This window comes from Thermaurantiacus tibetensis, from assembly GCF_015354055.1.
GTDB lineage: Bacteria > Pseudomonadota > Alphaproteobacteria > Sphingomonadales > Sphingomonadaceae > Thermaurantiacus > Thermaurantiacus tibetensis.
Genome location: NZ_JACHTM010000004.1, coordinates 223,792 through 248,952, shown reverse-complemented (window position 1 = coordinate 248,952; position 25,161 = coordinate 223,792). Strand labels below are relative to the sequence as shown.

At 70.7% G+C, this 25,161-nt stretch carries 23 protein-coding genes and 1 tRNA gene; 14 read left to right on the top strand and 10 right to left on the bottom strand.

Translation table 11 applies throughout. The annotated features are described in order from the left end of the window. Positions 1–123 precede the first annotated feature (123 nt). Positions 124–963 (top strand): 2OG-Fe(II) oxygenase, encoded by an 840-nt coding sequence (locus H3H34_RS11705; RefSeq protein WP_194745461.1) that lies wholly within the window; start codon positions 124–126, stop codon positions 961–963. An 82-nt stretch (positions 964–1,045) separates the two neighbouring features. Beyond that, on the top strand, positions 1,046–2,089 hold the full coding sequence (locus H3H34_RS11700; protein ID WP_194745460.1) for a DUF1972 domain-containing protein: 1,044 nt from the start codon (positions 1,046–1,048) through the stop codon (positions 2,087–2,089). 35 nt (positions 2,090–2,124) lie between these two features. Here the strand turns inward: H3H34_RS11700 and H3H34_RS11695 are convergent, their stop codons facing one another. The 4 genes from H3H34_RS11695 to H3H34_RS11680 all read right to left on the bottom strand — a co-directional run bounded on the left by H3H34_RS11695 (position 2,125) and on the right by H3H34_RS11680 (position 8,346). Then, positions 2,125–2,985 carry a sulfotransferase gene (locus H3H34_RS11695; RefSeq protein WP_235945858.1) on the bottom strand — a complete coding sequence of 287 codons (861 nt, stop codon included), beginning with the start codon at positions 2,983–2,985 and terminating at the stop codon, positions 2,125–2,127. Positions 2,986–3,152: 167 nt separating this feature from the next. Then, a complete protein-coding gene (locus H3H34_RS11690) occupies positions 3,153–4,571 on the bottom strand; it encodes a sulfatase family protein (protein ID WP_235983269.1) in 1,419 nt (472 codons plus the stop codon). A 777-nt stretch (positions 4,572–5,348) separates the two neighbouring features. Continuing rightward, entirely contained in the window at positions 5,349–6,932 is a 1,584-nt protein-coding gene (aceB, locus tag H3H34_RS11685; RefSeq protein WP_235945775.1) for a malate synthase A, read from the bottom strand. A gap of 19 nt (positions 6,933–6,951) precedes the next feature. Further along, positions 6,952–8,346, bottom strand: a complete 1,395-nt coding sequence (locus H3H34_RS11680; RefSeq protein ID WP_328831973.1) for a helix-turn-helix domain-containing protein — start codon at positions 8,344–8,346, stop codon at positions 6,952–6,954. 173 nt (positions 8,347–8,519) lie between these two features. Here H3H34_RS11680 and aceA point away from each other — a divergent pair, with 173 nt between their 5' ends. From aceA to H3H34_RS11665, 3 genes are all read left to right on the top strand, one after another. Then, positions 8,520–9,800, top strand: coding sequence for an isocitrate lyase (aceA, locus tag H3H34_RS11675; RefSeq protein WP_194745456.1), 1,281 nt, complete (start codon positions 8,520–8,522; stop codon positions 9,798–9,800). 135 nt (positions 9,801–9,935) lie between these two features. Next, positions 9,936–10,829 (top strand): pyrroline-5-carboxylate reductase, encoded by an 894-nt coding sequence (gene proC, locus H3H34_RS11670; RefSeq protein ID WP_194745455.1) that lies wholly within the window; start codon positions 9,936–9,938, stop codon positions 10,827–10,829. After that, entirely contained in the window at positions 10,826–11,455 is a 630-nt protein-coding gene (locus H3H34_RS11665; RefSeq protein ID WP_194745454.1) for a hypothetical protein, read from the top strand. Before proC ends, H3H34_RS11665 begins: the two co-directional genes overlap by 4 nt. On the opposite strand, the gene H3H34_RS11660 is transcribed toward H3H34_RS11665, so the two are convergent. Beyond that, complete coding sequence (locus tag H3H34_RS11660) at positions 11,376–11,921, bottom strand: MarR family winged helix-turn-helix transcriptional regulator (RefSeq protein ID WP_194745453.1); 546 nt, start codon at positions 11,919–11,921, stop codon at positions 11,376–11,378. The two genes, H3H34_RS11665 and H3H34_RS11660, sit on opposite strands and share 80 nt — an antisense overlap. Positions 11,922–11,984: 63 nt before the next feature. Here H3H34_RS11660 and H3H34_RS11655 point away from each other — a divergent pair, with 63 nt between their 5' ends. From H3H34_RS11655 to H3H34_RS11620, 8 genes are all read left to right on the top strand, one after another. Continuing rightward, positions 11,985–12,872, top strand: coding sequence for a branched-chain amino acid aminotransferase (locus H3H34_RS11655; protein ID WP_194745452.1), 888 nt, complete (start codon positions 11,985–11,987; stop codon positions 12,870–12,872). Between the two features lie 158 nt (positions 12,873–13,030). After that, the gene (locus tag H3H34_RS11650; protein ID WP_194745451.1) at positions 13,031–13,264 is read left to right on the top strand and encodes a hypothetical protein; all 234 of its coding nucleotides are present in this window, start codon (positions 13,031–13,033) and stop codon (positions 13,262–13,264) included. A gap of 299 nt (positions 13,265–13,563) precedes the next feature. Further along, positions 13,564–16,050: an SLBB domain-containing protein gene (locus H3H34_RS11645; protein WP_194751916.1), complete on the top strand. Its 2,487-nt coding sequence runs from the start codon at positions 13,564–13,566 to the stop codon at positions 16,048–16,050. After that, positions 16,047–17,108 (top strand): MraY family glycosyltransferase, encoded by a 1,062-nt coding sequence (locus H3H34_RS11640; RefSeq protein WP_194745449.1) that lies wholly within the window; start codon positions 16,047–16,049, stop codon positions 17,106–17,108. The genes H3H34_RS11645 and H3H34_RS11640 overlap by 4 nt, the downstream gene beginning before the upstream one ends. Before the next feature lie 70 nt (positions 17,109–17,178). Beyond that, positions 17,179–17,253: transfer RNA gene (locus H3H34_RS11635), tRNA-Gln, on the top strand. A gap of 79 nt (positions 17,254–17,332) precedes the next feature. Continuing rightward, the gene (locus H3H34_RS11630) at positions 17,333–18,286 is read left to right on the top strand and encodes a pyridoxal-phosphate dependent enzyme (protein WP_328831966.1); all 954 of its coding nucleotides are present in this window, start codon (positions 17,333–17,335) and stop codon (positions 18,284–18,286) included. After that, positions 18,274–19,449, top strand: a complete 1,176-nt coding sequence (locus tag H3H34_RS11625) for an alanine racemase (RefSeq protein WP_328831964.1) — start codon at positions 18,274–18,276, stop codon at positions 19,447–19,449. Before H3H34_RS11630 ends, H3H34_RS11625 begins: the two co-directional genes overlap by 13 nt. Before the next feature lie 76 nt (positions 19,450–19,525). Continuing rightward, entirely contained in the window at positions 19,526–20,836 is a 1,311-nt protein-coding gene (locus H3H34_RS11620) for an acyl-CoA dehydrogenase family protein (RefSeq protein ID WP_194745448.1), read from the top strand. Between the two features lie 193 nt (positions 20,837–21,029). Here the strand turns inward: H3H34_RS11620 and H3H34_RS11615 are convergent, their stop codons facing one another. The 5 genes from H3H34_RS11615 to H3H34_RS11595 form a co-directional block, all read right to left on the bottom strand. Next, positions 21,030–21,347 carry a heavy metal-binding domain-containing protein gene (locus H3H34_RS11615; RefSeq protein WP_194745447.1) on the bottom strand — a complete coding sequence of 106 codons (318 nt, stop codon included), beginning with the start codon at positions 21,345–21,347 and terminating at the stop codon, positions 21,030–21,032. Next, positions 21,344–22,126, bottom strand: a complete 783-nt coding sequence (locus tag H3H34_RS11610) for an FAD binding domain-containing protein (protein ID WP_194745446.1) — start codon at positions 22,124–22,126, stop codon at positions 21,344–21,346. The genes H3H34_RS11615 and H3H34_RS11610 overlap by 4 nt, the downstream gene beginning before the upstream one ends. Then, positions 22,123–22,608: a (2Fe-2S)-binding protein gene (locus tag H3H34_RS11605; RefSeq protein ID WP_194745445.1), complete on the bottom strand. Its 486-nt coding sequence runs from the start codon at positions 22,606–22,608 to the stop codon at positions 22,123–22,125. Before H3H34_RS11605 ends, H3H34_RS11610 begins: the two co-directional genes overlap by 4 nt. A 188-nt stretch (positions 22,609–22,796) precedes the next feature. Next, the gene (locus tag H3H34_RS11600; RefSeq protein WP_194745444.1) at positions 22,797–23,438 is read right to left on the bottom strand and encodes a glutathione S-transferase family protein; all 642 of its coding nucleotides are present in this window, start codon (positions 23,436–23,438) and stop codon (positions 22,797–22,799) included. Between the two features lie 34 nt (positions 23,439–23,472). Beyond that, positions 23,473–23,709: a DUF2312 domain-containing protein gene (locus tag H3H34_RS11595; RefSeq protein WP_194745443.1), complete on the bottom strand. Its 237-nt coding sequence runs from the start codon at positions 23,707–23,709 to the stop codon at positions 23,473–23,475. 60 nt (positions 23,710–23,769) lie between these two features. Between H3H34_RS11595 and H3H34_RS11590 the strand changes: the two genes are divergently transcribed. Continuing rightward, complete coding sequence (locus H3H34_RS11590; protein ID WP_194745442.1) at positions 23,770–25,155, top strand: MATE family efflux transporter; 1,386 nt, start codon at positions 23,770–23,772, stop codon at positions 25,153–25,155. The last annotated feature ends 6 nt before the right edge of the window (positions 25,156–25,161 follow it).

Genomic DNA, 25,161 nt, shown 5'->3' with positions numbered 1-25,161 from the left:
ATTCGCAATGGAAGTCACGACCCCTGAGATGCTGCTCGTGGTAGACTGGGTGCTGTCCAACGGCAAGTCGGGAGCTCTGGAAGCAGCTTGTGTTAGCCCGCTCCAGCTGCGATAGGGGGTCGTATGAACGACCTGGCACGCGAGTCCATCCATTCAGTCGCCCCAGGCGCCATGGCGTCTTCCATTATTCACTTTTCTCGTCTCGAGCGAGACTCGGCCCTGCTGGCGCAGGCTTGGCGCGCCGCCAAGCCGTTCGAACACGTGATCATTGACGAATTTGGCGATCCAGACAAGCTCCTAGCGATCCTGCAGACCTTCCCCAACCTGTCCCAGCTCAAACGCAGCCGGGATTACATATTTGCACGCGAGAAGTACGAGAAAAACCAGTTCGCCGCGCTTAGCCCCCTAACGCAGCAGCTACGCGAAGAGCTGCTTTCAGACAGGTTCCGTACATGGCTCAGAGCTGTTACCGGTATTGATCTTTTTCTCGATCCTGACTTCCTCGGCGGTGGCCTTCACATTGGCGGGCCAGGCAGCTTCCTCGACATGCACGCCGACTTTAATGTTCACCCCCTGAACTCGGAATGGGTGCGGGAAGTGAATATCCTCCTCTACCTCAATCCCGGCTGGGAGCCAGAATGGGGCGGCTCCTTGAAGCTTCGACACTCTGTAACCGGCGAACAAGCTGAGATTGCGCCACTTTTTAATCGCTGTGTCATTATGCTGACAAAGGATCACACGCTCCACGGCTACGATGCGATTACATTTCCGCAAGGCCGCTTTCGCTGCAGTATCGCCGCGTACGGCTACTCGCTGATGGTTCCGGGGCAGGCCATTCGCCCTAGATCCACCGCTTGGAAGCCGGACGGGAGCCGTTTGCGTAGCGTGGTCGCTCCTTTCGTCCTTCCACTAGTCCGCTGGAAGAACCGTCTGTTCGGGATCGGGAGCGCTCGGAACCGCTGAAGTGCCCTCCGGGAAAGAGTGCGGGCTGGCAGGCGGGGTGGATGTGTCAGTCCCGCGGATAGCTGTTGTTGGTTGCTGGGGGGTGCCTGCCCGCTACGGCGGCTTCGAGACGCTTGCAGAGCAGCTTGCCCGCAACATCCCTCCTAACGTTGCCCGGCTTACCTTCTACGGCCAGCGTTCCGCCTTCTCGCCAGTCGAGCGAGCTGGCCCGTTTGAGGGCCACGAGCGCGTCTGGCTGCCTCTGCGGGCCCAAGGAGCACAAAGCTTAGTTCACGATGCACTCCAGGCTGCAACAGCCGTTATGCGCGACGGCCACCGGCGGCTGCTCGTTCTTGGCACCTCCGGGGCTTGGATTCTTCCGTTTCTGCGTCGCCTTCGGCCCGGCCTTACAATAGTCACAAACATCGACGGGCTGGAGTGGCGCCGCGACAAGTTCTCCCGTGCTGTGCGGATTCTGCTGAAGGCGCTCGAGCAATTGGCCGTCCGTGCGTCCGATGTCGTCGTGGCCGATAATGATGCGCTGGTCCCGATCGTATACTCTACCTATGGCAAGATCCCTCGAATGATAGCCTACGGAGGGGATCACATCCGCCTTCCGGAGAGCGCAGGACGTGATCCTGCCGGCCCCTTCCTTGTAATTCAGCGGGTGGAGCCAGAGAACAAAGCGGACCTTATTCTGAAGGCGGCGGAGGCTGCGGGGGCACCGCTTCTTTTCGTCGGCACGTGGAAGGGCAATTCCTATGCTCGGGCGCTTGCCGCGCGCTATGGTGGAACCCAGGGTATTATGCTCCACCCACCCGTCTATGATCCAGATCGCCTTGGCCGGCTGCGCGCGGGAGCCTCTGCCTATGTCCACGGCCACAGTGTCGGCGGGACAAATCCCTCCCTTGTCGAGGCGCTTTTCCACGTCGATCGGATCTTGGCCTTCGACTGCCCTTTCAACCGCGCAACCCTGGAGGGGGAGGGTGCCTACTTTTCAGATGCAGCATCACTGGCCACACTGATGCGGCAGCCAGAATCCGGCCGGATTTCCCCTGAGGCCCTTGCACGGCTTCGAGCTCGCTACCGCTGGCAGACAGTCTCCAGAGCCTATCTTGATGTCTTTGGCCTTCTAGGTCCCCGCTAAGGTAGGGCGTCCGGTGTGGCCTTTCGCGCCAGCTCTCAATGTCCGGCGAGCAGGACCTGCTGGGCCTCGGCCAGCTGGGCGCAGGCCGCCTCGGCTTCTGGTGGCACGGGACGTGGTTCTGTTCGAGGGACAACGCGAAGCCGCGCAGCGGCTGCCCGAAGTCGCGGCGCGGCGTCCGGTCCGTGAGCAATCCCGAGCAAACTAAGGGTCCGCAGCACGACGGTCACAGGGTCTCGGATGAGCGCCTCGAAGCGAATGACAGCAACCGGTCGGGTTCCACACAGCTCGACGAGATGGTTGGCTCCGGCAGAGAGTGCGCGAACGACGAACCTGGAGATCTCATGCTCCGGCGCCACCCACAGGCCGTGGTATCTCGTCATAGTGCTCCACATCCGCAGCGTCGACCAGTAGGTCTCTGCCGGATCTCGGACTGTCACGATCGAAAGATGCCCAGGAAAGATCGTGGATAGCGCTGCAGCTCGAAAAAGATGGTTCGGGGATTTAAGAAGCGGCCGTGCTGGAGCGCCGGCTGCAACGGCTGCGATGAAGGCAGAAAGCGGCCGACCGAAGCTGGTGTCATCCGCGCCGAAGAGCAGCGGTGTAAGCTCGGATAGCCTGCGCGGATCAAGAAACCCGCGATAGAGGCTTTGCTCCCCAAGGAGCAGGAGCGCGAACTCATCCTCCTGTGGTCCCATGGTTTCGATCCTCCCGCCGTCCATCGGACGCGGAACAGACATACCATGGCGTGGCGGCGGGGTTAGCCGAAGCGTCGCTGGCCGGAAGCACTGCCACCCGCGAGGTGTGACGAAGGTGGGAAGTGCTCCGAGTAGACCGTGCAGAAGAGTCGTTCCCGAGCGCCATAAACCAAGCAAGAACAGCGGCGGAAGTTCCGGCATCGGGACTGCCGGGAGGTGATGCTGTAGCTTCCGCGCGGCTTCGAAGGCCAGCGCGCGCGAGGCTGACAGGAGCGGCGAACGCCGCTCCGGCCGCCCGCCCGCCAGCAGCCAGCGCCGCAGCGCCATCCCCCCCCAAAGAACGGGCGCAGGAGGTGCCCCCCTCTTTCTCAATTGGGCCAGGCTGCGGCCAACGCCTGTTCGATCCGAGCCCGCATGCCCGCGGCGCGCGCGGGATTGGCGGCTGAGAGATCTGCTCTCTCCCCGGGGTCGGTTTCTAAATCGAACAAGCTCGTCCTCAGGTCGCGTACGCCTGGTTTGTTTGGAAGCCCCCAGTAGTGGACGAGCTTCCACCGCCCCTCGGTGCGGGCCACGGAACCAGCGATAGGAGTGCCGAAGCGAGAGGAGGACTCAAGATTCATTGAAAGGGTAGGCTTCCACGCTCCCCCACCCGCCCGGATCAGCGTCAGAAGGGAGCGTCCGTCCCACTCGGACGGGACGTTGAGGCCCGCGAGCGCGATAATGGTCGCTGGAACATCCGCCTGTTCTACTGGAGTTGAGATCCGATTCCCAACGGGAATCCCGAGCCCGGCAAAGATGAGCGGGATGCGGATCAGCGGTTCGTGCAGCATAGGGCCGCCGTGACCGCCGTAATCGTGTGAAAAACTCTCGCCGTGGTCGGAGGACAGTATGACAACGGCATTGCTTAACTGGCCGTCACGCTCCAGCGTCTCCACGAAGGCGGCTAGGTCGGCATCCGTCGCAGCGATCGATTCATCGTAGCGTGCCTCAAGCAGCTGCTGCCGCGCTGGCCCCTCCGCGCTGAAGGAGAAGTGGAAGAGCGGACGGCTGTCTGGGATGGTGCGGGCTCCGGGCGAACCGTCGAACCTGCCGAGGAAGGGGGCGGGCGCTACATAGGGGTCGTGCGGCGGTACCACGTGCACCCACAAAAACTTCGGCCGCCCGCCGGTCGGCTTCACCCACAGCTGGGCTGCCGCGGTGAATGCGAGACGGGGATCGAGGTGCCGGCCCGGTTCCCATGCGCCTAACCAATCGAGGAGCAGATTGATCCGCGCAGCGAGCGGGTCGATTACGCCAATCTCGGTGGCCGCGCAGGCACGCGGCAGGTAGCGGCTCAGCCAATCGGAGCAACCTGTAAGCCAGCGCAGACGATCAGCGGCCACTGTCTCGAACCAAGGCCCAAACCCGTTTTTATGCGGACCACCATAGGGGTTGGTCGAGACCGCGCGCAGCACGTAGCCCCCGGCGTGCAACCGGGCGGGCAGACCTCCAGCGACCGCGTCAGATACCGGCTGCGACTTCAGTTGAAGCGCCTTGTGCCGCCAAGGGTGAAGGCCCGTCATCAGCGTCGCGAGCGTGGGCGTCGTATAGTTTGAGGAGGCTACCGTGTGGGTAAAAAAAGTTCCCGCTGCCGCTAGCCGGTCAATCGTCGGCGTAGTCGGCCGTCGATGTCCAATGGCTGAGAGATGCGCGTTCGCCAGCGAGTCTAAGGTAATCAGAAGGATGTCCGGTCGGTCAGACGATCGAGCCGGCGCCGGTGGAACCTGTCCCGGGGCCCGCACCGCCATGAGGACTGCAACCAGCGCGGACACGGCGCCGGCGCCGGTCAGAAGTCCTGCCGGGAGAACGGCACCTGCTGCCGCACGGGGCCACAGTGCTCCGAGCGTTGCGCCCGCCCCAATCGCAAGGCCGGCCAGGAGCGCCGGAGAGAAGGTACCGACAAGACCTCGGGGGTCAAGCAGGGGTCGGGCCCCCATGAAGACGGCAAGGCCGAACCCAGCCGAAAGCAGGACGACAGGCAGCCGTTCAACCACTGCAGCTCGGGCCCGTCTGGGCAGCGCCTCGGCGAGGAGCGCCGCAAAAAGCCCGAGTAGAGCGGTTACGAACAAGATTGGGAGATGGAGAAGCACGCTTGTACCGTAGGCCTCGAGAATTTCGAATGGCCTCAGATAGTGGCTGAGCGACCCCAATTTGCTCACGGCCATCAATGGCAGAAGGAAACCGGCGATCGCCAGCGGCAGCGCCTGCGCGCTTCGTGCCAGCGGGCCCCGCATCATCCTCTGCCGGATATCCGAGAGATAACCGACAGAGCAAGCCTAGAGAGGCATCGAACGAGGACTATCAACCACTGCCTGGCGAAGGCGACCAAGCCGAGGAGGAGCGCCAAAATTGGATAAAGTGCTTGGTATATTTGGCCGCCAACGTTGGGATCGATGTACGCGTGCGCGGGAGCAGCTGTAGCAAGGATGAACAGCCAGCCGAGAACGCGAAGCGCTGCAGGCTCACCCATCACACCTGCTTATTAGCTGTGTCGCGGGCTAATGCGCAAGCGTGCGAGGCTTCCCCTACCCCGCCAGGAAGCGGCGGTAGGCGGGAAGGGTGAGGAAGTCGGGAAGGTCCTCGGCCATGACGAGCGCGTCGAGGAGGTCGGCTGCCTCGCGGTACAGCCCCGAGGCGAAGAAATTGTCCCCCACCTCCGCCTTCCACGCCTCGAGCTGGCGGGCGATCTCGTCGCGCACCAGCTCCGCCGTCACCTGCCGCCCGTCCTCAAGCGTGACTCCATGGTGGCGCCACTGCCACAGCTGGGCGCGGCTGATCTCGGCGGTCGCCGCATCTTCCATGAGGTTGTGGAGCGGCACCGCGCCCTGGCCCCTGAGCCAGGCCGCGATGTAGCCGATGGCGACGTTCACGTTCATGGCAAGGCCCTCCGCCGTCCGCGGGCCCTCGCTCGGCGTGGTGAGCGCCTCGGCCGTGGCCTCGCCCGGGGGAAGAACGGAGAGCTGGTTGGCCGCGGGCATCAGCCGGTCGAACACCTCCCTCGCCACCGGCACGAGGGCCGGGTGCGCGACCCAGGTGCCGTCGTGGCCGAGGCGCGCCTCGCGCTCCTTGTCGGCGCGGACGGCCGCGAACGCCGCCTCGTTCCTCGCGGGATCGTCCTTCACCGGAATGAAGGCCGACATGCCGCCCATGGCATGCGCCCCGCGGCGGTGGCAGGTGCGCACCACGTGCGCGGCATAGGCGGCCATGAAGGGAACCGTCATGGTCACCGCCGCGCGGTCGGGCAGAACCTTCGCCGGATCGTGCGCGAAGGTCTTGATGTAGCTGAAGATATAGTCCCAGCGGCCGCAGTTGAGGCCGACGATGTGGTCGCGGAGCTCGTAGAGGATCTCCTCTGCCATGAAGGCGGCCGGCAGCGTCTCGATGAGGACGGTCGCGCGCATGGTGCCAAGCGGCAGGCCAAGCGCCGACTCGGCCATGGCGAACACGTCGCGCCACAGCCGGGCCTCGAGATAATGCTCGAGCTTCGGCAGGTAGAAGTAGGGCCCGGTGCCCTTTTCCACCAGCGCGCGCGCATTGTGGAAGGCGTAGAGGCCGAAGTCGACGAGGGCCCCGGCCATCTCGGCGCCGTCGACCAGGATGTGGGCCTCGGGCAGGTGCCAGCCCCGCGGCCGGCAGATGAGGACGGCCGTCTCGTCGGCAAGCCGGTAGGCCTTGCCCTTTTCCTCGTGGGCGAGCGTGCCGGCCACCGCGGCGCGGAGGTTCAGCTGGCCCTCGACGATGTTCGCCCATGTCGGCGAGGTCGCGTCCTCGAGGCAGGCCATGAAGCACTTCGCGCCCGAGTTGAGGGCGTTGATGACCATCTTGGCCGAGCAGGGGCCGGTGATCTCGACCCGGCGGTCCTGAAGGTCGGCGGGCGCGGGGCGGACGCGCCAGTCGCCGGCGCGGATGGCGGCGGTCTCGGCCGGGAAGTCGAGCGGTTCGCCCGCGCGGAGAAGCGCCCGGCGCGCGCTGCGGGCGGCGAGCAGCGCCTGCCGGGTGGGCTCGTGGGCGCGGTGGAGCCTGGCCAGGAAGGCCAGCGCCGGGTCCGACAGGATTTCGCGCCAGCCCTCCCGCACTTCGCCCAGGATCTCGACGCCTTCGACCGCCATGTTCGTCTCCCGTGGTCTTTCAGAACTCGTAAGGGGTGAGCCCGCGCCCGAGCGGGTCGAGCCGCAGGACCGCGCCATCGGGCGGCGCCGCGCGCTGGCGGCACTGGCGCCGCAGGCAGGCATTGCACGACGGGCCGACCGGAACCGCGCGCTGGGCGGCCAGATCGGTGCCGGCGGCATAGACGAGCGCGCCGGCATGGTCGAGGGCGCAGGACAGCGCGATGGCGAAGCTCGGCCGCTCGGCACCCCAGGGCGTCACCTGCGGGCGGACGGTGCGGGCGATGGTGAAGATGCGGGTGCCGTCCTCGTCCTCGGCCACCTGCGTCAGGATCCGCCCCGGCTGGGCGAAGGCCTCGTAGAGCACCCAAAGCGGGCAGCGGCCGCCGTCGCGGGCGAAGGGGAGCGGGGCTGCCGAGAGGCGCTTCGAGATCTGCCCTGCCCGGTCGGCGCGGATCATCATGAAGGGGATGCCGCGCGCGCCCGGCCGCTGCAGGGTGGTGAGGCGGTGCGCCACCTGCTCGAAGCCGGCCGAGAAGCGCGCCTGGAGGAGCTCGAGGTCATAGCCGAGCTGCTCGGCGGCGGCATGGAAGCGGGCATAGGGCATCATGAGCGCGCCGGCCCAGTAGTTGGCGAGGTTGAGCCGGAGCAGCCGCTCGGCCACCGGGCCGGCGGGGGCGAGGCTGCCGCGCGCGGCCTCGACCTCGGCGTCGATGAGGGCGCGCGCCTCGAGGTCGGCGAGCTGGACGGCGAGCTGGAAGGTGCGCGAGGCGCCGTCGAGGGCCTCGGAGAGATGGACCTGGCGGGCGTGGAGGTCGAGCCGGCGCAGGCGATCGGGCATGACGTCGAGCGGGAGCAGGCGCACGACCAGCCCGTGGCGGGCGCGCAGCCGCTCGCGGATGGCAGCATCGAGCGACAGGCCCGAGAGCCTGAGCGAATCGGCGAGCTCCTCGGCATGGGACTCAAGCGCGGGGAAGTGGTTGGCCCGCTCGAGGAGGTGGGCGCGGACGGCAGCGAGCGGCGAGGGCGGCGCGGGCTGGGGGGCGGCCGCGTCCCTGAGGCGCTCGCCGAGCTTCAGGACCGCCTCGGCGATCGCAGGGTGCGAGTCGGCGAAGTCGCGCGCCTCGGCGCGGCCCACGGGGGCGGGCGCCACCCGCTCGAGCAGGCGGACGAGGTCGGCGGCCTGGCGGTCGGTGTCGGCACCGGTCAGCTCGCGGATGTCGACGTCATAGGCCTCGGCGAGGCGCAGCAGGACGGCGGCGGTGAGCGGCCGCTGGTTGCGCTCGAGGAGGTTGAGGTAGGAGGGGGAGAGGGCGAGGTCTTCGGCCATGCGCGCCTGGGTGAGGCCGAGGCGCAGGCGCAGGCGGCGGAGCCGCCCGCCGGCGAAGAGCTTGCCGGGCGCCGGCTCGCTCGCCACGCCTGTAAACTCCTTCACAACTTCACCAGCCTGGACTGTCAAGTTCGGACCTCGCGACGCGATTTCTGCGCAATCCTGTGTGAGTTCGTTGACAGCGCGGCTCGGCCGGGTCAAGCCATGCTGCAGCACAGCACGCCCCGGGGCCTGTGCCCCAACCGTCGAGGAGTCCCCCCATGTCGCTCAGCTTCGAGGATCTCGTCCCCGCGCCGGCCGGCCGCTTCGCCGGCATCGAACGGCCCTACACGCCCGCCGACGTCGAGCGGCTGCGCGGCTCGGTCCGGATCGAGTACACGCTCGCCCGCCGCGGCGCCGAGAAGCTCTGGGCGCTCCTCCACGAGGAGCCCTACGTCAACGCGCTCGGCGCGCTCACCGGCAACCAGGCGATGCAGATGGTCCGCGCTGGCCTGAAGGCCATCTACCTTTCCGGCTGGCAGGTGGCGGCCGATGCCAACACCGCCGGCCAGATGTACCCGGACCAGTCGCTCTACCCGGCCAACGCCGGCCCCGAGCTTGCCCGCCGCATCAACCGCACGCTCCAGCGCGCCGACCAGATCGAGCACTCGGAAGGCGGCGTCACCCGCGACTGGTTCGCCCCCATCGTCGCCGACGCCGAGGCCGGCTTCGGCGGGCCGCTCAACTGCTTCGAGATCATGAAGGCCTACATCGAGGCCGGGGCGGCTGGCGTCCACTTCGAGGACCAGCTCGCCTCGGAGAAGAAGTGCGGCCACCTCGGCGGCAAGGTGCTGATCCCGACCCAGGCGCACATCAGGAACCTCGACGCCGCCCGGCTTGCCGCCGACGTGATGGGGGTGCCGACCCTTCTCGTCGCCCGCACCGATGCCGAATCGGCGATGCTTCTCACCTCCGACGTCGACGAGCGCGACCGCGAGTTCCTGACCGGCGAGCGCACGGCCGAGGGCTTCTTCCGGCTGAAGCCGGGCACCGGAGTCGATCACTGCATCAAGCGCGGGCTCGCCTTTGCGCCGCATGCCGACCTTCTCTGGTGGGAGACGTCGAAGCCCAACCTCGAGGAGGCCCGGCGCTTCGCCGAAGCCATCCACAAGGCCTTCCCCGGCAAGCTGCTTGCCTACAACTGCTCGCCGAGCTTCAACTGGGAGAAGAACCTCGACCGCGACACGATCGCGAAGTTCCAGCGCGAGCTGGGCGCCATGGGCTACAAGTTCCAGTTCGTCACGCTCGCCGGCTTCCACAGCCTGAACCACGCCATGTTCGAGCTGGCCCGCGGCTACCGCGACCGCGGCATGGCGGCCTACTCGGAGCTGCAGCAGGCCGAGTTCGCGAGCGAGGCCCACGGCTACACCGCCACCCGCCACCAGCGCGAGGTGGGCACGGGCTATTTCGACCTCGTCGCCGAGACGCTCTCGGGCGGGACCAGCAGCACGACCGCGCTGAAGGAGTCCACCGAGGCGGCCCAGTTCGAGAAGGCCGCCTGAGGCCGGGCGAGACCGACGCGGCGGCGGGCCGGATGCCGCGAACCTCGAGGGGAGGAGCGCCCGCGCGGGACCCCGCGCGGGCGCATGCGCCTCGCGGCCTTGTGCCCGTCGCGGCCGTTCCTTAACTCCGCCGGCATGGCAGGGAGCAGCTTCGAATCGCACGCGCGGCTGGCGCGCATCTGGGTGGTGGGCTGCGGGCAGATGGCCGGCGCCCTTCTTGCCCGCTGGCTCGAGCTGGGGCTTCCCCCGGCGTCGGTGCTGGCCGTCGACCCGGCGCCGCGCGCCCTGCCCGAGGGGGTGGCGTGCGTCGCGACGCCCGCCGAGGCGGCCGCGACCGCGCCCGGGCCGACGCTCGTGGTCCTTGGCGTCAAGCCGCAGCTGGTGGCCGAAGTGGGCCCCGCGCTTGCCGCCGCGCTCCCCCCGCACGACGCGCGCCCGGTGCTGCTCTCGATGCTGGCAGGCGTCAGGGTGCAGACGCTCGCCGGCCTCATGCCGGGCCTTCCGGTTGCCCGGATCATGCCCAACCTCGCCGCGCGCGTGGGCGCGGGCGTGACGGCGCTCTACGCGCCCGCGATCGCGGCCGAGGACCGCACGGCGCTTGACCTCCTGCTGGCGGCTGCGGGCGAGACGGTGGTGCTCGAGGAGGAAAGCCGGTTCGACGCGGTGACGGCGCTCTCCGGTTCCGGGCCCGCCTTCCTCTACCGGTTCGTCGAGGCGCTGGCAGGGGCCGGCGAGGCGGCCGGGCTCGAACCTGCCATGGCACAGACGCTTGCCCGCCGCACCGTCGAAGGCGCGGCGGCGCTCCTTGCCCGCTCGCCCCACTCTCCGGCCGAGCTCCGCCAGCAGGTGACCTCGCCCCACGGCACGACCGAGGCCGGCCTCGACGTGCTCGACGGCGCGGGCGCGCTCTCCGCGCTGATGCGCGCGACGGTGAGGGCCGCGGCCGAGCGCGCGCGGGCGCTGGCCGCAGCGGCCGAGGCGGAAGTCGAGGAGCGGCTCCTCGCGCGCGAGCCGGCGCGGGCCGGATGAGCGCGCACGACCGCCTGGTCGACGCCTGGCTCGCCGTCATCGGCCGCGACGGCTGGCGTGGTGCGACGCTTGCCGCCGCTGCCGCGGAAGCGGGCGTGAGCGAGGCCGAGTGCGTCTCGGGCGCAGGGGATGCCTTCGACGCGGTCGCCGCGCTTGCCGACCGGGTCGCGCGAGCCGCAGTTTCGGCCGCCGCAGGCGCAGGCGGAAAGGTGCGCGACCGGCTGTTCGACGGCTTCATGGCCGGGTTCGACGCGCTCCAGCCGCACCGCGCGGCCGTGGAGGCGCTGGTGAAGAGCCGGGACCCGGGTGTTCACGCGCTTCTTGCCGCGCGCGCGGGGCCGGCGCTGCGGCGTCTGGCCGTGGCGGCCGGGATCGACGCAACCGGTCCCGCGGGGGCCGCGCGGCTCGCGGCGCTCGCCGGCCTTGCCGCCCGCGCGCTTCACGCCTGGCGCCGCGACGACAGCGGCGACATGGCCGGCACCATGGCGGCGCTCGACCGCCTGCTTGCCGAGGCCGAGGAGGTGGCCGAGGGCGGCATCGGCGCCCTCATCCGCCGGCTGATTCCCGCCTTCCCCGCGGGTCGCGATCGAGGGACAGGACCAGCGCCCGATCCTGCGGCGGAATGAGGCCGGTGAGCACCGCCCAGAAGCCCGAGACCGCCTCCTGCCCGGCCTGGGCGTAGGCGCCGGCCACCCGCTCGCGCAGCGCCTCGAACAGCTCGGCCTCGAGCTCTGCGCCCTCCTCGGTGAGCCGGAGGCGCCGCTGGCGGCGGTCCTCCTCGCCCACCCGGCTCTCGACGAGGCCGTGGCGCACGAGGTCGGCCAGCACGCGCGAGAGCGACTGCTTGGTGATGGCGAGCAGGCGCAAGAGGTCGGAGACGGCAAGGCCGGGCCGGCGCGCGATGAAGTAGAGCGCGCGATGGTGCGCCCGCCCGAGGCCGCGCTCCGCGAGGATCCGGTCGGCGCCGCGGATCATGCTGGCATAGCCGAAGTAAAGGAGCTCGATTCCCCGCCGAACCTCGGCGTCGCGCAGGAAGAGCGGGGAGGCAGCACCTGCGGCGCGTGAGGGTCCTGGGCGAGATGCGTCAATCATATTGACCTATATTGCACTGCCATGATAGCCGCCGCAAGCCTCGGCAGGCGAGCGGGAGGACGGATGGCGAGCCAATCCTACGACGATCGCGACGGCACCATCTGGATGGATGGCCGGCTGGTTCCCTGGCGCGAGGCGCATGTCCACGTGCTGACCCACGCCATGCACTACGCGAGCGCGGTGTTCGAGGGGCAGCGCGCCTATGGTGGGCAGATCTTCGCGCTGACGCAGCACAGCGAGCGTCTTGTCCGCTCGGCGGAGCTGCTCGGCTTCACCATTCCGTGGAGCGTCGCCGAGATCGACGCGGCCTGCCGGGAAACCCTTGCGGCCTCGGGGTTGCGCGACGCCTACATGCGCCCGATCGCCTGGCGCGGGAGCGAGCAGATGGGGGTGGCCGCGCCCAACGCCCGCATCCACCTTGCCATCGCCTGCTGGGAGTGGGGGGCCTATTTCGGCGAGGAGGCGCTCGCCCGCGGCTTGCGCCTCGACATCGCGCCCTGGCGCCGGCCGGCGCCCTACACGGCGCCCACCGCCTCCAAGGCGGCCGGCCTCTACATGATCTGCACGCTCTCGAAGCACCGGGCCGCCGACCGCGGCTATGATGACGCCCTCATGCTCGACTGGCGCGGGCAGGTGGCCGAGGCCACGGGCGCCAACATCTTCTTCGTGAAGGAGGGCGTGCTGCACACGCCCGTGCCCGACTGCTTCCTCGACGGAATCACCCGCCGCACGGTGATCGCGCTCGCCCGCGCACGGGGCGTCGAAGTCGTCGAGCGCGCCATCTGGCCCGAGGAGATGGAAGGCTTCGAGCAGTGCTTCCTGACCGGAAGCGCGGCCGAGGTGACGCCGGTGGGCGCGATCGGGCCATGGCGATTCGAGGTGGGCGCGCTCACCCGCCAGCTGATGCGGGACTATGCCGCCCACGTGCGCGGGAACCGCCGGGGCGACTGAGCCGCCGACAGAGACAGGCAGCGACGGGCAGCGACAAGCGGTTTGCCGGGCGCGACAAGCGGCTCGCGCCTTCACATTTACCTCTGTCTCGCGACTGCAACATGGTCTAGCTAGGCGCTGCAGGGCGGAGCGTCGGGGAAAAGTGCTCAGGATTGGAAATGACCCAGGATCATCCCTTGCGGCTGGCGGATGAACGGTGGCGGCGCACGGGCGTATCGCCGGTACGCCTCGGCGAGATCGCGGCCGTGGTTGCGATCGTCGCGCTTCTCGTGCTGGTTCCCTCGACGACCGGCCTCGGGCAGGGCGCCGGTCCCGCAGGGGCGTCCGCGGACACGCTGGCGCGGGTGGTGAGCGAGGAAGTCGCCGCCCGGCGCGCCCGTCCCCTCCCCTGAGCGGCGTGCCCACGACGGCGCTCCGGCGCTGTTGACCCGTGGTAACCCTCTTGCCTATGGCCGCCCCGGTGAAGGGGCGAACGTTGCTGCACCTCGGGGTCTCGTTTCTCCACCGCGTGCTGGCCCTGGGATGCGCGATAGCGTTTGCGGGTGTGATCCCCGGGGCAGCGGGGGCACAGGCCATCGACCCGGAGGCGCTTCGCGCCATTCAGCGGTCGCTCGGGGCAGGCGACACGGCGGGTGCCGAACGGCCTGCCGCCCCGCCGCCTGGAGAGCCCGGCGAGGCGGCCGGGCCGGGAATGGGCGGCCTTCCTGGCAGGGTGGACACGCTCGAGGAGCAGCAGCTTCGACGGGCGCGGGCCCGCGCCGAGCTCGCGGAACTCTACGAGCCGACTCCGCTCGAACGCGACTTTCGCGCCCGCACCGGCGACCGGACGCTCCGCCAGTTCGGCTACGACGTGCTCCAGGCTGCTCCCGCCCCGACCGGCGGCCGCACGGGGGCCGTGGGCGATTCCTACGTGCTCGGGATCGGTGACGAGGTGCAGGTCGTATTCCGCGGCGCCACCAACGACAGCCGCACGGCGCGCGTGGACCGCGACGGCCGGCTCATCATCGGGCAGCTGCGGCCCATCCCGGCGGCGGGGCGAACGCTCGCGGCCGTGCGCGCTGACATTCAGGCCGAGACCCGCGCCACCCTGCTTGCCACGGACGCGTTCGTGTCGGTGGGGCAGGTGCGCGCCATTAGCGTGTTCGTCGGCGGCGAGGTGGAGCGCCCGGGCCAGTACCAGCTCTCCTCGCTCGCGGACGTGATGACGGCGATCGCCCAGGCGGGCGGTGTCCGCCGCACCGGAACGCTGCGGCAGGTACGGCTGGTGCGCGCCGGCGGCGCCACCGTCGTGGACCTCTACCCCTTCCTTGGCATCGGCGCGCCGCCTGCCCTCCAGCTTCGGGATGGCGACCGGATCGTCGTCCCCGTCATCGGCCCGACGGTCGCGGTGACCGGCGCCGTGGCGCGACCGGGCATCTACGAGCTGCGCGGCTCCGCCCGCGCGGCCGACGTCCTCGCCTTCGCCGGCGGGCCGCTCAGGGGCCGCGGGGCCGACATTGTCGTTGCGCGCGTGGGCAGCGACGGGGCCGAACGCTTCATCCGCGGGGTTGGCCGGGAGGCCGCGGTCGAGGCGGGGGACGCGCTGTTCGTGGTGGGCCTTTCCGCCGGCGGCGCGGTCGGTCGGGTCGTCCTCGACGGACATGTCGATAACCCGGGTCCGCGGCCGCTCGCGACGGCCCGGACGGTTGCCGACCTCGTCGGCCCTGTCGAGCTGCTCCGGCCCGACACCTATCAGGCCTTCGCCGTCCTCGAGCGGGTTGATCCGGGCACCGGCGCCCGCCTGTTCGAGCCGGTCAATCTCGCCCGCGAGCTGCGCGGCATGACCGCAACCCCTTTGCGCGGGCAGGACCGCCTGTTCCTCCTCTCGCGCGCAGACATCGCCTTCCTGAACAGCGTGGCCGTGCGGACCGTGGTGCTGGGCCAGCCCAACCCGCTGCCGCAGTGCCGCTCTCTGCAGCGTCTCGCGACGCTCGTGCGCGACACGGGCTCGCTGCGCTTTGCCGCGGCGACCCGCGGGAGCCTGGTCGTCCGCGAGGGCGAGGGCCAGGCGGCGGTGGCAGCGACGGGGGCCAATCTCGGGGAAACGGTCCGCGATACAAGCCGGCTGCAGCGGGGGGCCGATGCGCCGACGGGCTGTGCCCCGGTTCTCGAGCTGGAGCCGGAGCTGCTTGCCGTCCTTCTCGAGAACAGCGTGACGGTGACCGGTGCCGTGCGCCAGCCCGGTGCCTACCCCATCGCCGGCTCCGCGACCGCCGGCGAGCTCCTTGCGCTGGCCGAAGGGCTGGTGCCGGGCACCACCGCTCTCTCCCTCGATGTCACGCGCGCGCTCGATGCAGGCTTCGAGAGCGTGCCGCTGGCCGCCGGGGACCGGGCGATGTCCGAGCTCCGGCTCGCGGTCGGCGACGACCTCCGGTTCAACGGCCGCCAGCCGGCCTTCGAGACCTCGGCCGTGCTCGTCTCGGGCGAGGTGATGCGGCCCGGGCTCTACACCATCCGGAAGGGGGAGACGCTCTCGCAGCTCCTCGCGCGTGCAGGCGGGCTCACCGAGAATGCCTACCCCTATGGCGCCATCTTCACGCGCCAGCGGGTGCGGCTTGCCGAGCAGGAGGGTTTCCGCCGCACCGCCCGGGAACTCAACAACAGCCTGCTTGCGGTCACCGCGCGTTCGGAGAGCCGAGGCACCGAGGGGCTGCAGGGGGCTGCAGCGCTCATCCAGCTCATCGCCTCCGCCGAGGCGACCGGGCGGGTGGTGGTGGAGGCCGATCCGCGCGTCCTTGCCATCCGCCCCGACCTCGACACCCTGCTCGAGGCCGGCGACTCCATCTCGATTCCGAAGCGGCCCAACTACGTGCTGGCTCTCGGCGACGTCCTCAACCCGGGCGCGCTCCAGTTCGTCGACGGCAAGCCGGCCGAAGCCTATCTGCGCGACGCGGGGGGCACGCTTGCGACCGCCGACGAAGGCCGGGCCTACATCGTCTTCCCCAACGGGCTCGCCCAGCCGATCCGGACCGGCCTGTGGGCGGCGCGGACGCGGGTGACGCCGCCGCCCGGAAGCACGATCGTCGTGCCGAAGAACATCGACCCGCTCTACCGGCTCTCGGTCTTCCGCGACGTCTCGTCGATCATTGCCAACCTTGCGGTCTCGGCCGCGACCGTCGGCGTGCTCGCCACCCGATGAGCGGAGCGCTGACCGGGTCGGCGCCCGTGCTGGCCGTGCTCGGCGCCATGGCTGCCGGCGCCGGAATCGCCTTCGTGATCGGCCACAGCGCGGACCGGATCGGCCGCGCGCTCGGGCTCCTCGACTTCCCCGACCCGGCGGGCGGGCGCAAGCTCCATGCCCGGGTCACGCCGCTCGTCGGCGGGCTTGCCGTGCTCCTCGCCGCGCTCGCGGGCCTCCTCGTGCCCGGCGTCGGCGCCGGGTTCGACCGGGCGTGGTTCGCGATCGCCGCGATCGGCCTGTTCGCGACCGGCGTCGCCGACGACCGCTTCGGGCTCACCGCTCCCTTTCGCCTGCTGTTCGCAACCGGACTTCTGGCGCTCGTGCTCCTTCAGGTGCCGGACTTCCGGCTCGCCTTCCTCCTCTTCGAAGGCCAGCGCGAGCTTCTCGTGTTCCCGACGCTTGCCGGGATCGGCTTCACGCTCCTCTGCCTCATCGGCCTCCTGAACGCGGTCAACATGGCCGACGGCAAGAACGGTCTCGTCATCGGCCAGGCGATCGTCTGGGCCTTCGTGCTGCTCTTCCGGCTGCCACCGGAGCAGGCACCGCTCGTCGCCACCATCGGCGGCGCGCTCGTCGTCCTCTTCTGGTTCAACTGGCACGGCCGCCTGTTCCTCGGCGACAGCGGCAGCTACGCGCTCTCCGCCATCTTCGGCCTCATCGCCATCCACGCCTGGAACAACGGCTTCGCCGCGATGCGCGCCTCCGACGTCGCGCTCATCTTCGCGCTGCCGGTCTATGATACCATCCGCCTCATCCTCCACCGCCTCGCCTCGGGCCGAACCCCGTTCACGCCGGGCCGGGACCATCTCCACCACTATCTCCATGCCCGCTGGGGCTGGCCTAGGCCGCTCCCCTGGGTGCTGCTCCTCGTGCTTCTTCCCAATCTCGGGGCGCTCCTCGTGCCGGGCACGGGTCTCTTCTGGCTTGGTGTCACGCTTGTCGGCTACCTCGCGCTCCTCCGGCTCGCGACCCGGCCGGCTCCCGAGCCCGGCGGCGTGCCGCACCCGCGCCGCTGAGGGCCGAAGGCGCGCGCCGGGGCTTGGCAAGCTGGCGGCAGCGGCGCTAAAGCGCGCCTCCCGGCCGGATTGGGGTGTCGCCAAGCGGTAAGGCAGCGGATTTTGGTTCCGCCATTCCCAGGTTCGAATCCTGGCACCCCAGCCAGCCCGCGGCTCTTGGCAAGCCGCTCGCGGTGCGCCAGTTTTGCCGACCTCACGACCTGCCGGCGCCACGGGACCAACGGGTGAAGCCACCACCAATGATTGCCGACGTGGAGGAGGCGTGCGGCCGCATCGCCCCCCACGTCCACCGGACCCCGATCCTCAGGAGCCGGTCGCTCGACCGGCAGACAGGGGCCGAACTCCTCTTCAAGTGCGAGAACTTCCAGAAGACGGGGAGCTTCAAGGCCCGCGGCGCGACCAATGCCGTCCTCGCGCTTCCATCCGGGGTCAGGGCGGTTGCCACCCACAGCTCGGGCAACCACGCCGCAGCCCTCGCCCACGCTGCTGCGCTCCGTGGCCTTGCCGCCCATGTGGTCATGCCCGAGACCGCGGCGGCGGCGAAGCGGGCCGCGGCCGAGGCCTATGGCGCCACCATCGTCTCCTGCGCGCCGACGCTCGCTGCGCGCGAGGAGGCCGCCGGGCGGATCGTCGCCGAGACGGGGGCGACCCTGGTGCCGCCCTTCGACGACCCGGCCGTCGTGGCCGGTCAGGGAACGGCGGCCGTCGAGCTCATCGCCGACGCGCCCGGTCCGCTCGATCTCCTGCTCGTTCCCGTAGGCGGCGGCGGCCTGCTTGCGGGCACGCTCATCGCAACCGCCGCTCACGCGCCGCGCGCCGCCGTCATCGGAGTCGAGCCCGAGACCGCGGACGATGCCGCGCGCGGTTTCCGCACCCGCATGCTCCAGCCGCAGGTGCTCCCCGTCACGACCATCGCCGACGGGGTGACGACCGCGATGTCGCCGATGACCTTCGAGATCATGTGCTGGCTTGCCCGCGACATCGTGACCGTCTCGGAGGCCGCGATCGTCGCTGCCACGCGCACCATCTGGGAGCGGCTCAAGATCGTCGTCGAGCCGAGCTGCGCGCTGCCGCTGGCGGCCATCCTCGAGCGCAAGGTGGACGTGGCGGGCCGGCGCGTCGGCATCATCCTGACCGGCGGCAACGTCGACCTGGACCGCCTGCCGTGGAACAGCTGACGGCGCTCCTCGCCCGCATCCCGCCGCCCCGCACGCCCGCGCTCGTCGTCCGCCGCGCCGCGCTCGAGGCGAACCTTGCCGCCATGCAGGCCGCGTGCGACGCCGCGGGCGTGCGGCTGCGTGCGCATGGCAAGATGCACAAGGCCTCTGCCATCGGCCGCATGCAGGTCGCGCGCGGGGCGGTCGGCCTCTGCTGCCAGACCGTGGGCGAAGCCGAGGCCTTCGCGGCTGCCGGCATCGCCGACCTGCTCGTCACCGCGCCCGTCCCGCCCTGGGGCGCGGCCCCGCTCGCCGCGCTCGCGGCCGCCGGCTACCGCGTGGCCGCCGTGGCCGACAGCCCCGCCCAGGTCGCGCGCCTTGCGGACGCGGCGACCGCTCTTGGCACGACGCTCGGCCTCCTCGTCGACGTCGATCTCGGCCAGCGCCGCAGCGGGGTGCCGCCGGCCGAGGCGCCCGCCCTCGCCCGCCTTGCCGCTGCTGCGCCCGGGCTCCGGTTCGAGGGGCTGCAGTGCTACCTCGGCCACCTCCAGCACCATGCCCAGCGCGCCGCCGCGCACGCCGCTGCCGTGGCCGAGCTCGCCCGGCTGGTCGAGGCGCTCCGCGCCGCCGGCCTCGCGCCCGCCACGGTCACCGGCGGCGGCACCGGCACGGCCCCCCTCGACCTTGCCTCGGGCGTGTTCACCGAGCTCCAGGCCGGCTCCTACGCCTTCATGGACGTGCAGTATGCCGAGGCCGGCGCCGAGTTCGCGCCCGCGCTCTTCCTCGCCACCGCCGTCGTCTCCGCGACCCACCGGACCCACGTGACGGTGGATGCCGGTCTCAAGGCGCTCGCGGCCGACGGCCCCCCGCCGCGGGTGGTGGCCGGCGCGCCGGAGGGCAGCCGCTTCCGCTTCCAGGGCGACGAGCATGGCGCCATCGTCCACCCCGCGGCGCTCCCGCACCTCGCCACCGCGGCAGATACGCTGGCGCTCGCCGGGGCAGTCGCGCGCCTCGACTGCGACTCCGGCTTCCGTCCCGACCCGCCGCTTCCGCCGGAGGGGGCGCTCGTCTGGCTCCAGCCCGGGCACGTCGACCCGACGGTGAACCTCCATGCCGCCCTCTTCCTCGCCGACGAGGACGGCGCGCTCGCGCGCGTCGCGGTCGACGCCCGCCGCGCGGCCTGACGGGGCTTCAGCCTCGCGCAAGACGGGGTTGGCGAAGCGGCGGCAAGCGGGCAGGAAGGCCGCGGAGGAGGACGCCATGGACTTCGATCTGCCCGCCGATCTCGTCGCCTATCTTGCCGAGCTCGACGCCTTCATTGAGGCCGAGATCAAGCCGCTCGAAGAGGCCGACGACAACATCCGCTTCTTCGACCACCGCCGCGAATGGGCGCGGACCGACTTCGAGAACGGCGGCCTGCCGCGCAAGGAGTGGGAGGCGCTCCTCACCGAGGCGAAGCGCCGGGCCGACCGGGCCGGCCACTACCGCTTCGCCATGCCGAAGGAATATGGCGGGCGCGACGGCTCGAACCTCTGGATGGCCGTCATCCGCGAGCATCTGGCGGCCAAGGGCCTGGGCCTTCACAACGATCTCCAGAACGAGCATTCGATCGTGGGGAACAACCCGTTCGTGCTCATGTTCCGCGACTTCGGCACGCCCGAGCAGCAGGCCGAGTTCATCGAAGGGATGCTGAACGGCGAGCGGCGAATCACCTTCGGGCTCACCGAGCCGAACCACGGCTCGGATGCGACGCACATGGAGACCCGCGCCGTGCCCGAGCGCCGCAACGGCGTGGCCGGCTTCCGCATCGACGGCGAGAAGATGTGGACGACGGGCATGCATGTGGCGACCCACTGCGCCCTCTTCGCCCGCACTTCGGGCCAGGATGGGGACGCCTCGGGCATCACCTGCTTCCTCGTCCCCGCCGATGCACCGGGTGTGCGGATCGAGGAGTATCTCTGGACCTTCAACATGCCGACGGACCACCCCCGCGTCTCGTTCACGAACGTGTGGGTGCCCGAGAGCGCCATCTTCGGGCCCTTGGGCGGCGGCCTCGCGCTTGCCCAGCACTTCGTCCACGAGAACCGCATCCGCCAGGCGGCCTCCTCGCTCGGCGCTGCCACCTACTGCATCGAGGAGGCGGTGAAATATGCCAGGGCGCGGAAGCCCTTCGGCCGGGCGCTCGCCGAGAACCAGGCGATCCAGTTCCCGCTCGTCGAGCTTGCGACCCAGTGCGAGATGCTGCGCCTCCTCATCCGCAAGACTGCGTGGGAGATGGACCGCATGTCGAAGCCGGAGGTGGAGAAGACGCTCTCCGACAAGGTCTCGATGTGCAACTACTGGGCGAACCGGCTGGTGTGCGAAGCCGCCGACCGGGCGATGCAGGTGCATGGCGGCATCGGCTATTCGAGGCACAAGCCCTTCGAGCACATCTACCGGCACCACCGCCGGTACCGGATCACCGAGGGTTCGGAGGAGATCCAGATGCGCAAGGTGGCAGCCTGGCTGTTCGGCTATCTCGGGCCGAAGCGGGAGCAGTTCCGGGCCGAGCTCCGGCAGGCAGCGGAGTAGCGGCGGGCTCCACCGCGGCGGGGGCAGGCTGGCGAGGGGCCGGGCGCGGCACGCCGGGTCGCGGCGCGGGTGGGCAGCCCGCGCGGCGCGTTCCTCCGCTCCGCCGCTTCCCCGCTCCGCCCCGGGCCCGGCTGCGCCGACCCCTGCCTTCCCCGCCCTCGCCCGCCCTGCCCCCCGCGGCGGGGCGGAGGGCTCAGACCCGGACGGCGGTGCCGGTTGCGGCCACCATGAGGATCGAGCTCCCGCCGCCGACCGTCTCGTAGTCGAGGCTGACGCCCACGACGGCGTTGGCGCCGAGCGCCTCGGCGCGGGCGGCGAGCTCCGACAGCGCGGTCTCGCGCGCCGACTCCATCACCTGCTCGTAGGACGCGGCGCGGCCGCCGACGATGTCGCGGATGCTCGCGAAGAGATCACGGAACAGGTTGGCCCCCACGATCGCTTCGCCTGCCACCACGCCGAGATACTCCTGGACCGGCCGGCCCTCGACCGTCGGCGTCGTCGTCACGATCATCCCCGCACTCCTGCAAGCGCCCGGGCGAGCATCACCCGGGCCAGATGGGCGCGGTATTCACCCGAGGCGTGAATGTCGGAGGTGAGGTCGTCCCGCGCAAGGGTGGGAAGCTCGGCGTCGAGGCTGGCCGAGAGCGCCTCCTCGGCCTCGGTCCAGCGGAAGACCGAGTAGGCGACGCCGGTGACCGCGACGCGCACCCCTTCGGGAAAGCGGGCGACGGCGACGCCGGCCAGCGCGTAGCGCGAGGCGGGGTGGCGGAACTTCGCGTAGGCGAAGGCGTGCGGCACGCGGAAGTGGACGGCAGTGATGATCTCGCCGTCCCCCAGCGCCGTTGCGAACATGCCCTGGAAGAAGTCGTCGGCAGCGTGGGTTCCCTCGCTCGTCTCGATGATGGCATCGAGCGCGAGGACGGCGGCCGGGTAGTCCGCGGCCGGGTCGTTGTTGGCGATCGAGCCGCCGATGGTGCCGCGCCGCCTGACCTGCGGGTCGCCGATTCCGGCGGCAAGCCGGGCAAGGCCGGGAATGGTGGCATTGACGAGCGGCGAGGCGGCGACAGCGGCGTGGCGGGCCATGGCGCCGACGACGAGCCGGTCGCCCTCGCGGCGGATGGAATCGAGCCCCGGCACGCGGGCGAGGTCGACGAGCGTCTCGACGCTGCGCAGGCCCGACTTCATCGCCGGGATGAGGGTGTGGCCGCCGGCGAGGAAGGCGGCATCGCCCGCGAAGGCGCGCCGCGCGGCCTCGAGGCTCTCGGGGCGGGCGAGGGTGAAGGGGGTCATGCGGGTTCCTCGAGCAGGCCGGCCTCGGCCATGGCGCGCGCGCCCTGGCGGATGGCGGCGACGATGTTCTGGTAGCCGGTGCAGCGGCAGAGGTTGCCCTCGAGCTCGTGGCGGATGGTCGCCTCGGAGACGTCGGGCCCGTGGGCGCGGGCGATGGCGATGCCCGCCATCACCATGCCGGGCGTGCAGAAGCCGCACTGGAGGCCGTGGGCCGCCCTGAAGGCCGCCTGCATGGGGTGGAGCGCCTCGGGCGTGCCCAGCCCCTCGATCGTCACCACCTCGGAGCCGGCGCAGCTGGCGAGGAGGGTGGTGCACGCCTTCACCACCTCGCCGTCGACCATGACGTTGCAGGCGCCGCACTGGCTGGTGGTGCAGCCGACGTGGGTGCCGGTGAGCTCGAGATCCTCCCGGAGCCAGTCGACGAGGAGGCGATGGTCTGGTGCGTTCGCCTCGCGGTCCTCGCCGTTCACCCTGATCCGCATCAGCCCTCCTTCTCTCTCGCAGCCTGCCCGGTCGCCCGTTCCGCCGCCCGTCCGTTCCGCCGCCCGCCCGTTCCGCCGCCCGCCCGTTCCGCCGCCCGCCCGGCCCGCCGCCCGTCCGTTCCGCCGCCGGCCCGGTCCGCCGTCCCTTCGCGCCCGTCGCCGTCGCCCCTGCCCGGCCCCGTCGCCGCTCAGGCCGCCCTGGGCGCCATGAAGGCCGCGAGCGCCGCGCCCTGCTCGGCCACCATCCGCTGGCCTTCGGGGCTCGCCTTGGCCCGCGCCCACCAGGCGGCAAGCCCGGGGCGCGCCTCGAGCAGCTTCGCGGTGCCGAAGGCGCCGTCGAAGGCGTCGAGGAAGAAGAACACCGGCATCAGCGTCGCATCGGCAAGCGTTGGCGCGTCGCCTGCGGCCCATGGGGTATCGGCCCCGCGCAGCGTCTCGAGCTGGTCGAGCGCCTTCCCCAGCGCCTCGAGCGCGGCGGGCACCTCTTCCGGCTTCTCGCGCGCGCGGAAGATGGGGGTGAGCGCTGGTGCGAGGTAGAGGTCGGCGAAGCGGGCAAGGAGCCGCACCTTCGCTCGCGCCTTCGGGTCTGCCGGCAGGAGCTTCGGGCCGTCGAGCGTCTCGTCGAGATATTCGGCGATGACGGCGGACTCGGGCAGGTGGAAGTCCCCGTCCTCGAGGCAGGGCATCTTGCCCATGGGGTTGCGTGCCAGATAGGCGGGCGACTTCAGGCCCCCTTCCGGCATCTCGACCGGAATGTCGTGCCCCTTGAAGCGGGCCGCGAGCGCCGCCCGCATGACGTAGGGCGAAAGAAGCCCACCCAGGATCCGCATCAGTCCCGTCTCCCGTTCCGCAACAGGCTTGTCGTCATGCCAGCCCCAGCGCCGCCTTGTAGGTCTCGAGCAGCGCCTCCGCCTCGGCGCGCTTGTGCGTCTCCATCCTGCGGAGACGGATGACCGCCCGCATCGTCTTCGGGTCGAAGCCGGTGCCCTTGGCCTCGGCATAGACCTCGCGGATCTGGGCCATGACCGCGGCCTTCTCCTCCTCGAGGGTCTCGATCCGCTCGATGAACTGGCGGAGCTGGTCGGAGGCAACCGTCGTCATGGCCGCCGCCTAGCCCGCCACCTTTCGGCCGGCAATGGCTTCAAGTAAGGGGCCGCCGCCATGGACGCCGCGCCGCCTCCCGACAGCCGGACCGGCGCGCCCGTCTCCGCGCCCGAAGGCACGCTTGGCGAGCTGCTGCGGCTCGCCGGGCCGGTCATGGTCTCGCGCTTCGGCATCATGGCGATGGGCGTGACCGACGCCATCGTCGTCGGCCGCCATTCGGCGGTCGAGCTCGGCTACCACGCGCTCGGCTGGTCGCTCACCGCCATCGTGCTGGTCGGCGGGATCGGCCTGCTCCTCGGCACCCAGGTGCTGACCGCGCGCCACCGCGGCGCCGGCCGGCCCGAACGCACGGGCGCCGTGCTGCAGCGGGGCATTGGCGATGCGCTCGTCATCGGCCTGGTCTCGACGGCGGCGCTGCTTCTCCTGGGGCCGCCGGCGCTTCACCTCGCGCTCGATTCCGAGCTTGCCCGGGGGGCTTCCGCCGCGATGGCCATCTTCGCCCTCTCGCTCACCCCCTATCTGGTGGCCGACGCGCTCATCTTCTGGTTCGAGGCGCACGAGCGGCCCGAGAAGCCGGCGATCGCGCTGTGGCTGGCCAACGCCGTCAACCTCGCGCTGGCGCTGTGGCTGGTGCCGGGCCACTCGCCCTTCGGCGTCGAGGGTGCAGTCGGCGCCGGCTGGGCGACGCTCGGCGCGCGCAGCTTCCTGATGCTCACCCTTCTCGTCATGCTCCTCCTCTGGAGGCCGGCGCGGGCCTATGGCGCCTTCCGCCGCCACGCGCCCGACCCGGCGGAAGCGCGCGAGCAGCGGCGCCTCGGCTATGCCGCGGGCGCCTCCTACGTGATGGAAGGCGGCGGCTTCTCGCTCCTCAACGTGATTGCCGGGCAGATCTCGGCGCTGACGGTCGCGGCCTGGGCAGTGGTCGGCAATGTCGCGGCGGTCGTCTTCATGGCGCCGCTGGGGCTTGCGACGGCAACCGCCGTGCTCGTCTCCCGCTCGGTGGGCGCGCGGCACCTGCCCGGCGTCTTTCGCGCCTTCCGCCTCGGCATGGGGGTGACGCTGGCCCTGCTCGCCGCCGTCTCGGTCGTGCTGTTCGCGGGCGCCGGGCCCGTCGCCCGGCTCTACACCGGGGACCCGCAGGTGCTCCCCATCCTTCCCGGAGCGCTCGCGCTCGGCGCGCTCTTCTACATGGCCGACGGGGTGCAGGTGGTGGCGGCCAATGCGCTGCGCGCCCGGGGCGACATCTGGTTCCCGACCATGATGCACGCCGTCTCCTATATCGCGGTCATGCTGCCGCTGGCCTGGGCCTTCGCCATCACGCTGGGCCATGGCCTCGAGGGCATCCTCTGGGCGGTCATTGTCGCCAGCTTCCTCTCGGCAGGCGCCCTTTGGTGGCGCTTCCGCGCGCTGGGGACAAGGATGGCGGAGGGGCTGGCGCACTGAGGGCCG

What these genes read in the sequence shown, in the direction of transcription:
- H3H34_RS11705 (WP_194745461.1), top strand. Translation starts at nt 124, where the DNA reads ATGAACGACCTGGCACGCGAGTCCATCCATTCAGTCGCCCCAGGCGCC.
- H3H34_RS11695 (WP_235945858.1), bottom strand. Translation starts at nt 2,985, where the DNA reads ATGCCGGAACTTCCGCCGCTGTTCTTGCTTGGTTTATGGCGCTCGGGA.
- H3H34_RS11690 (WP_235983269.1), bottom strand. Translation starts at nt 4,571, where the DNA reads ATGGCGGTGCGGGCCCCGGGACAGGTTCCACCGGCGCCGGCTCGATCG.
- aceB (WP_235945775.1), bottom strand. Translation starts at nt 6,932, where the DNA reads ATGGCGGTCGAAGGCGTCGAGATCCTGGGCGAAGTGCGGGAGGGCTGG.
- aceA (WP_194745456.1), top strand. Translation starts at nt 8,520, where the DNA reads ATGTCGCTCAGCTTCGAGGATCTCGTCCCCGCGCCGGCCGGCCGCTTC.
- proC (WP_194745455.1), top strand. Translation starts at nt 9,936, where the DNA reads ATGGCAGGGAGCAGCTTCGAATCGCACGCGCGGCTGGCGCGCATCTGG.
- H3H34_RS11665 (WP_194745454.1), top strand. Translation starts at nt 10,826, where the DNA reads ATGAGCGCGCACGACCGCCTGGTCGACGCCTGGCTCGCCGTCATCGGC.
- H3H34_RS11660 (WP_194745453.1), bottom strand. Translation starts at nt 11,921, where the DNA reads ATGATTGACGCATCTCGCCCAGGACCCTCACGCGCCGCAGGTGCTGCC.
- H3H34_RS11655 (WP_194745452.1), top strand. Translation starts at nt 11,985, where the DNA reads ATGGCGAGCCAATCCTACGACGATCGCGACGGCACCATCTGGATGGAT.
- H3H34_RS11650 (WP_194745451.1), top strand. Translation starts at nt 13,031, where the DNA reads ATGACCCAGGATCATCCCTTGCGGCTGGCGGATGAACGGTGGCGGCGC.
- H3H34_RS11645 (WP_194751916.1), top strand. Translation starts at nt 13,564, where the DNA reads ATGGGCGGCCTTCCTGGCAGGGTGGACACGCTCGAGGAGCAGCAGCTT.
- H3H34_RS11640 (WP_194745449.1), top strand. Translation starts at nt 16,047, where the DNA reads ATGAGCGGAGCGCTGACCGGGTCGGCGCCCGTGCTGGCCGTGCTCGGC.
- H3H34_RS11620 (WP_194745448.1), top strand. Translation starts at nt 19,526, where the DNA reads ATGGACTTCGATCTGCCCGCCGATCTCGTCGCCTATCTTGCCGAGCTC.
- H3H34_RS11615 (WP_194745447.1), bottom strand. Translation starts at nt 21,347, where the DNA reads ATGATCGTGACGACGACGCCGACGGTCGAGGGCCGGCCGGTCCAGGAG.
- H3H34_RS11610 (WP_194745446.1), bottom strand. Translation starts at nt 22,126, where the DNA reads ATGACCCCCTTCACCCTCGCCCGCCCCGAGAGCCTCGAGGCCGCGCGG.
- H3H34_RS11605 (WP_194745445.1), bottom strand. Translation starts at nt 22,608, where the DNA reads ATGCGGATCAGGGTGAACGGCGAGGACCGCGAGGCGAACGCACCAGAC.
- H3H34_RS11600 (WP_194745444.1), bottom strand. Translation starts at nt 23,438, where the DNA reads ATGCGGATCCTGGGTGGGCTTCTTTCGCCCTACGTCATGCGGGCGGCG.
- H3H34_RS11595 (WP_194745443.1), bottom strand. Translation starts at nt 23,709, where the DNA reads ATGACGACGGTTGCCTCCGACCAGCTCCGCCAGTTCATCGAGCGGATC.
- H3H34_RS11590 (WP_194745442.1), top strand. Translation starts at nt 23,770, where the DNA reads ATGGACGCCGCGCCGCCTCCCGACAGCCGGACCGGCGCGCCCGTCTCC.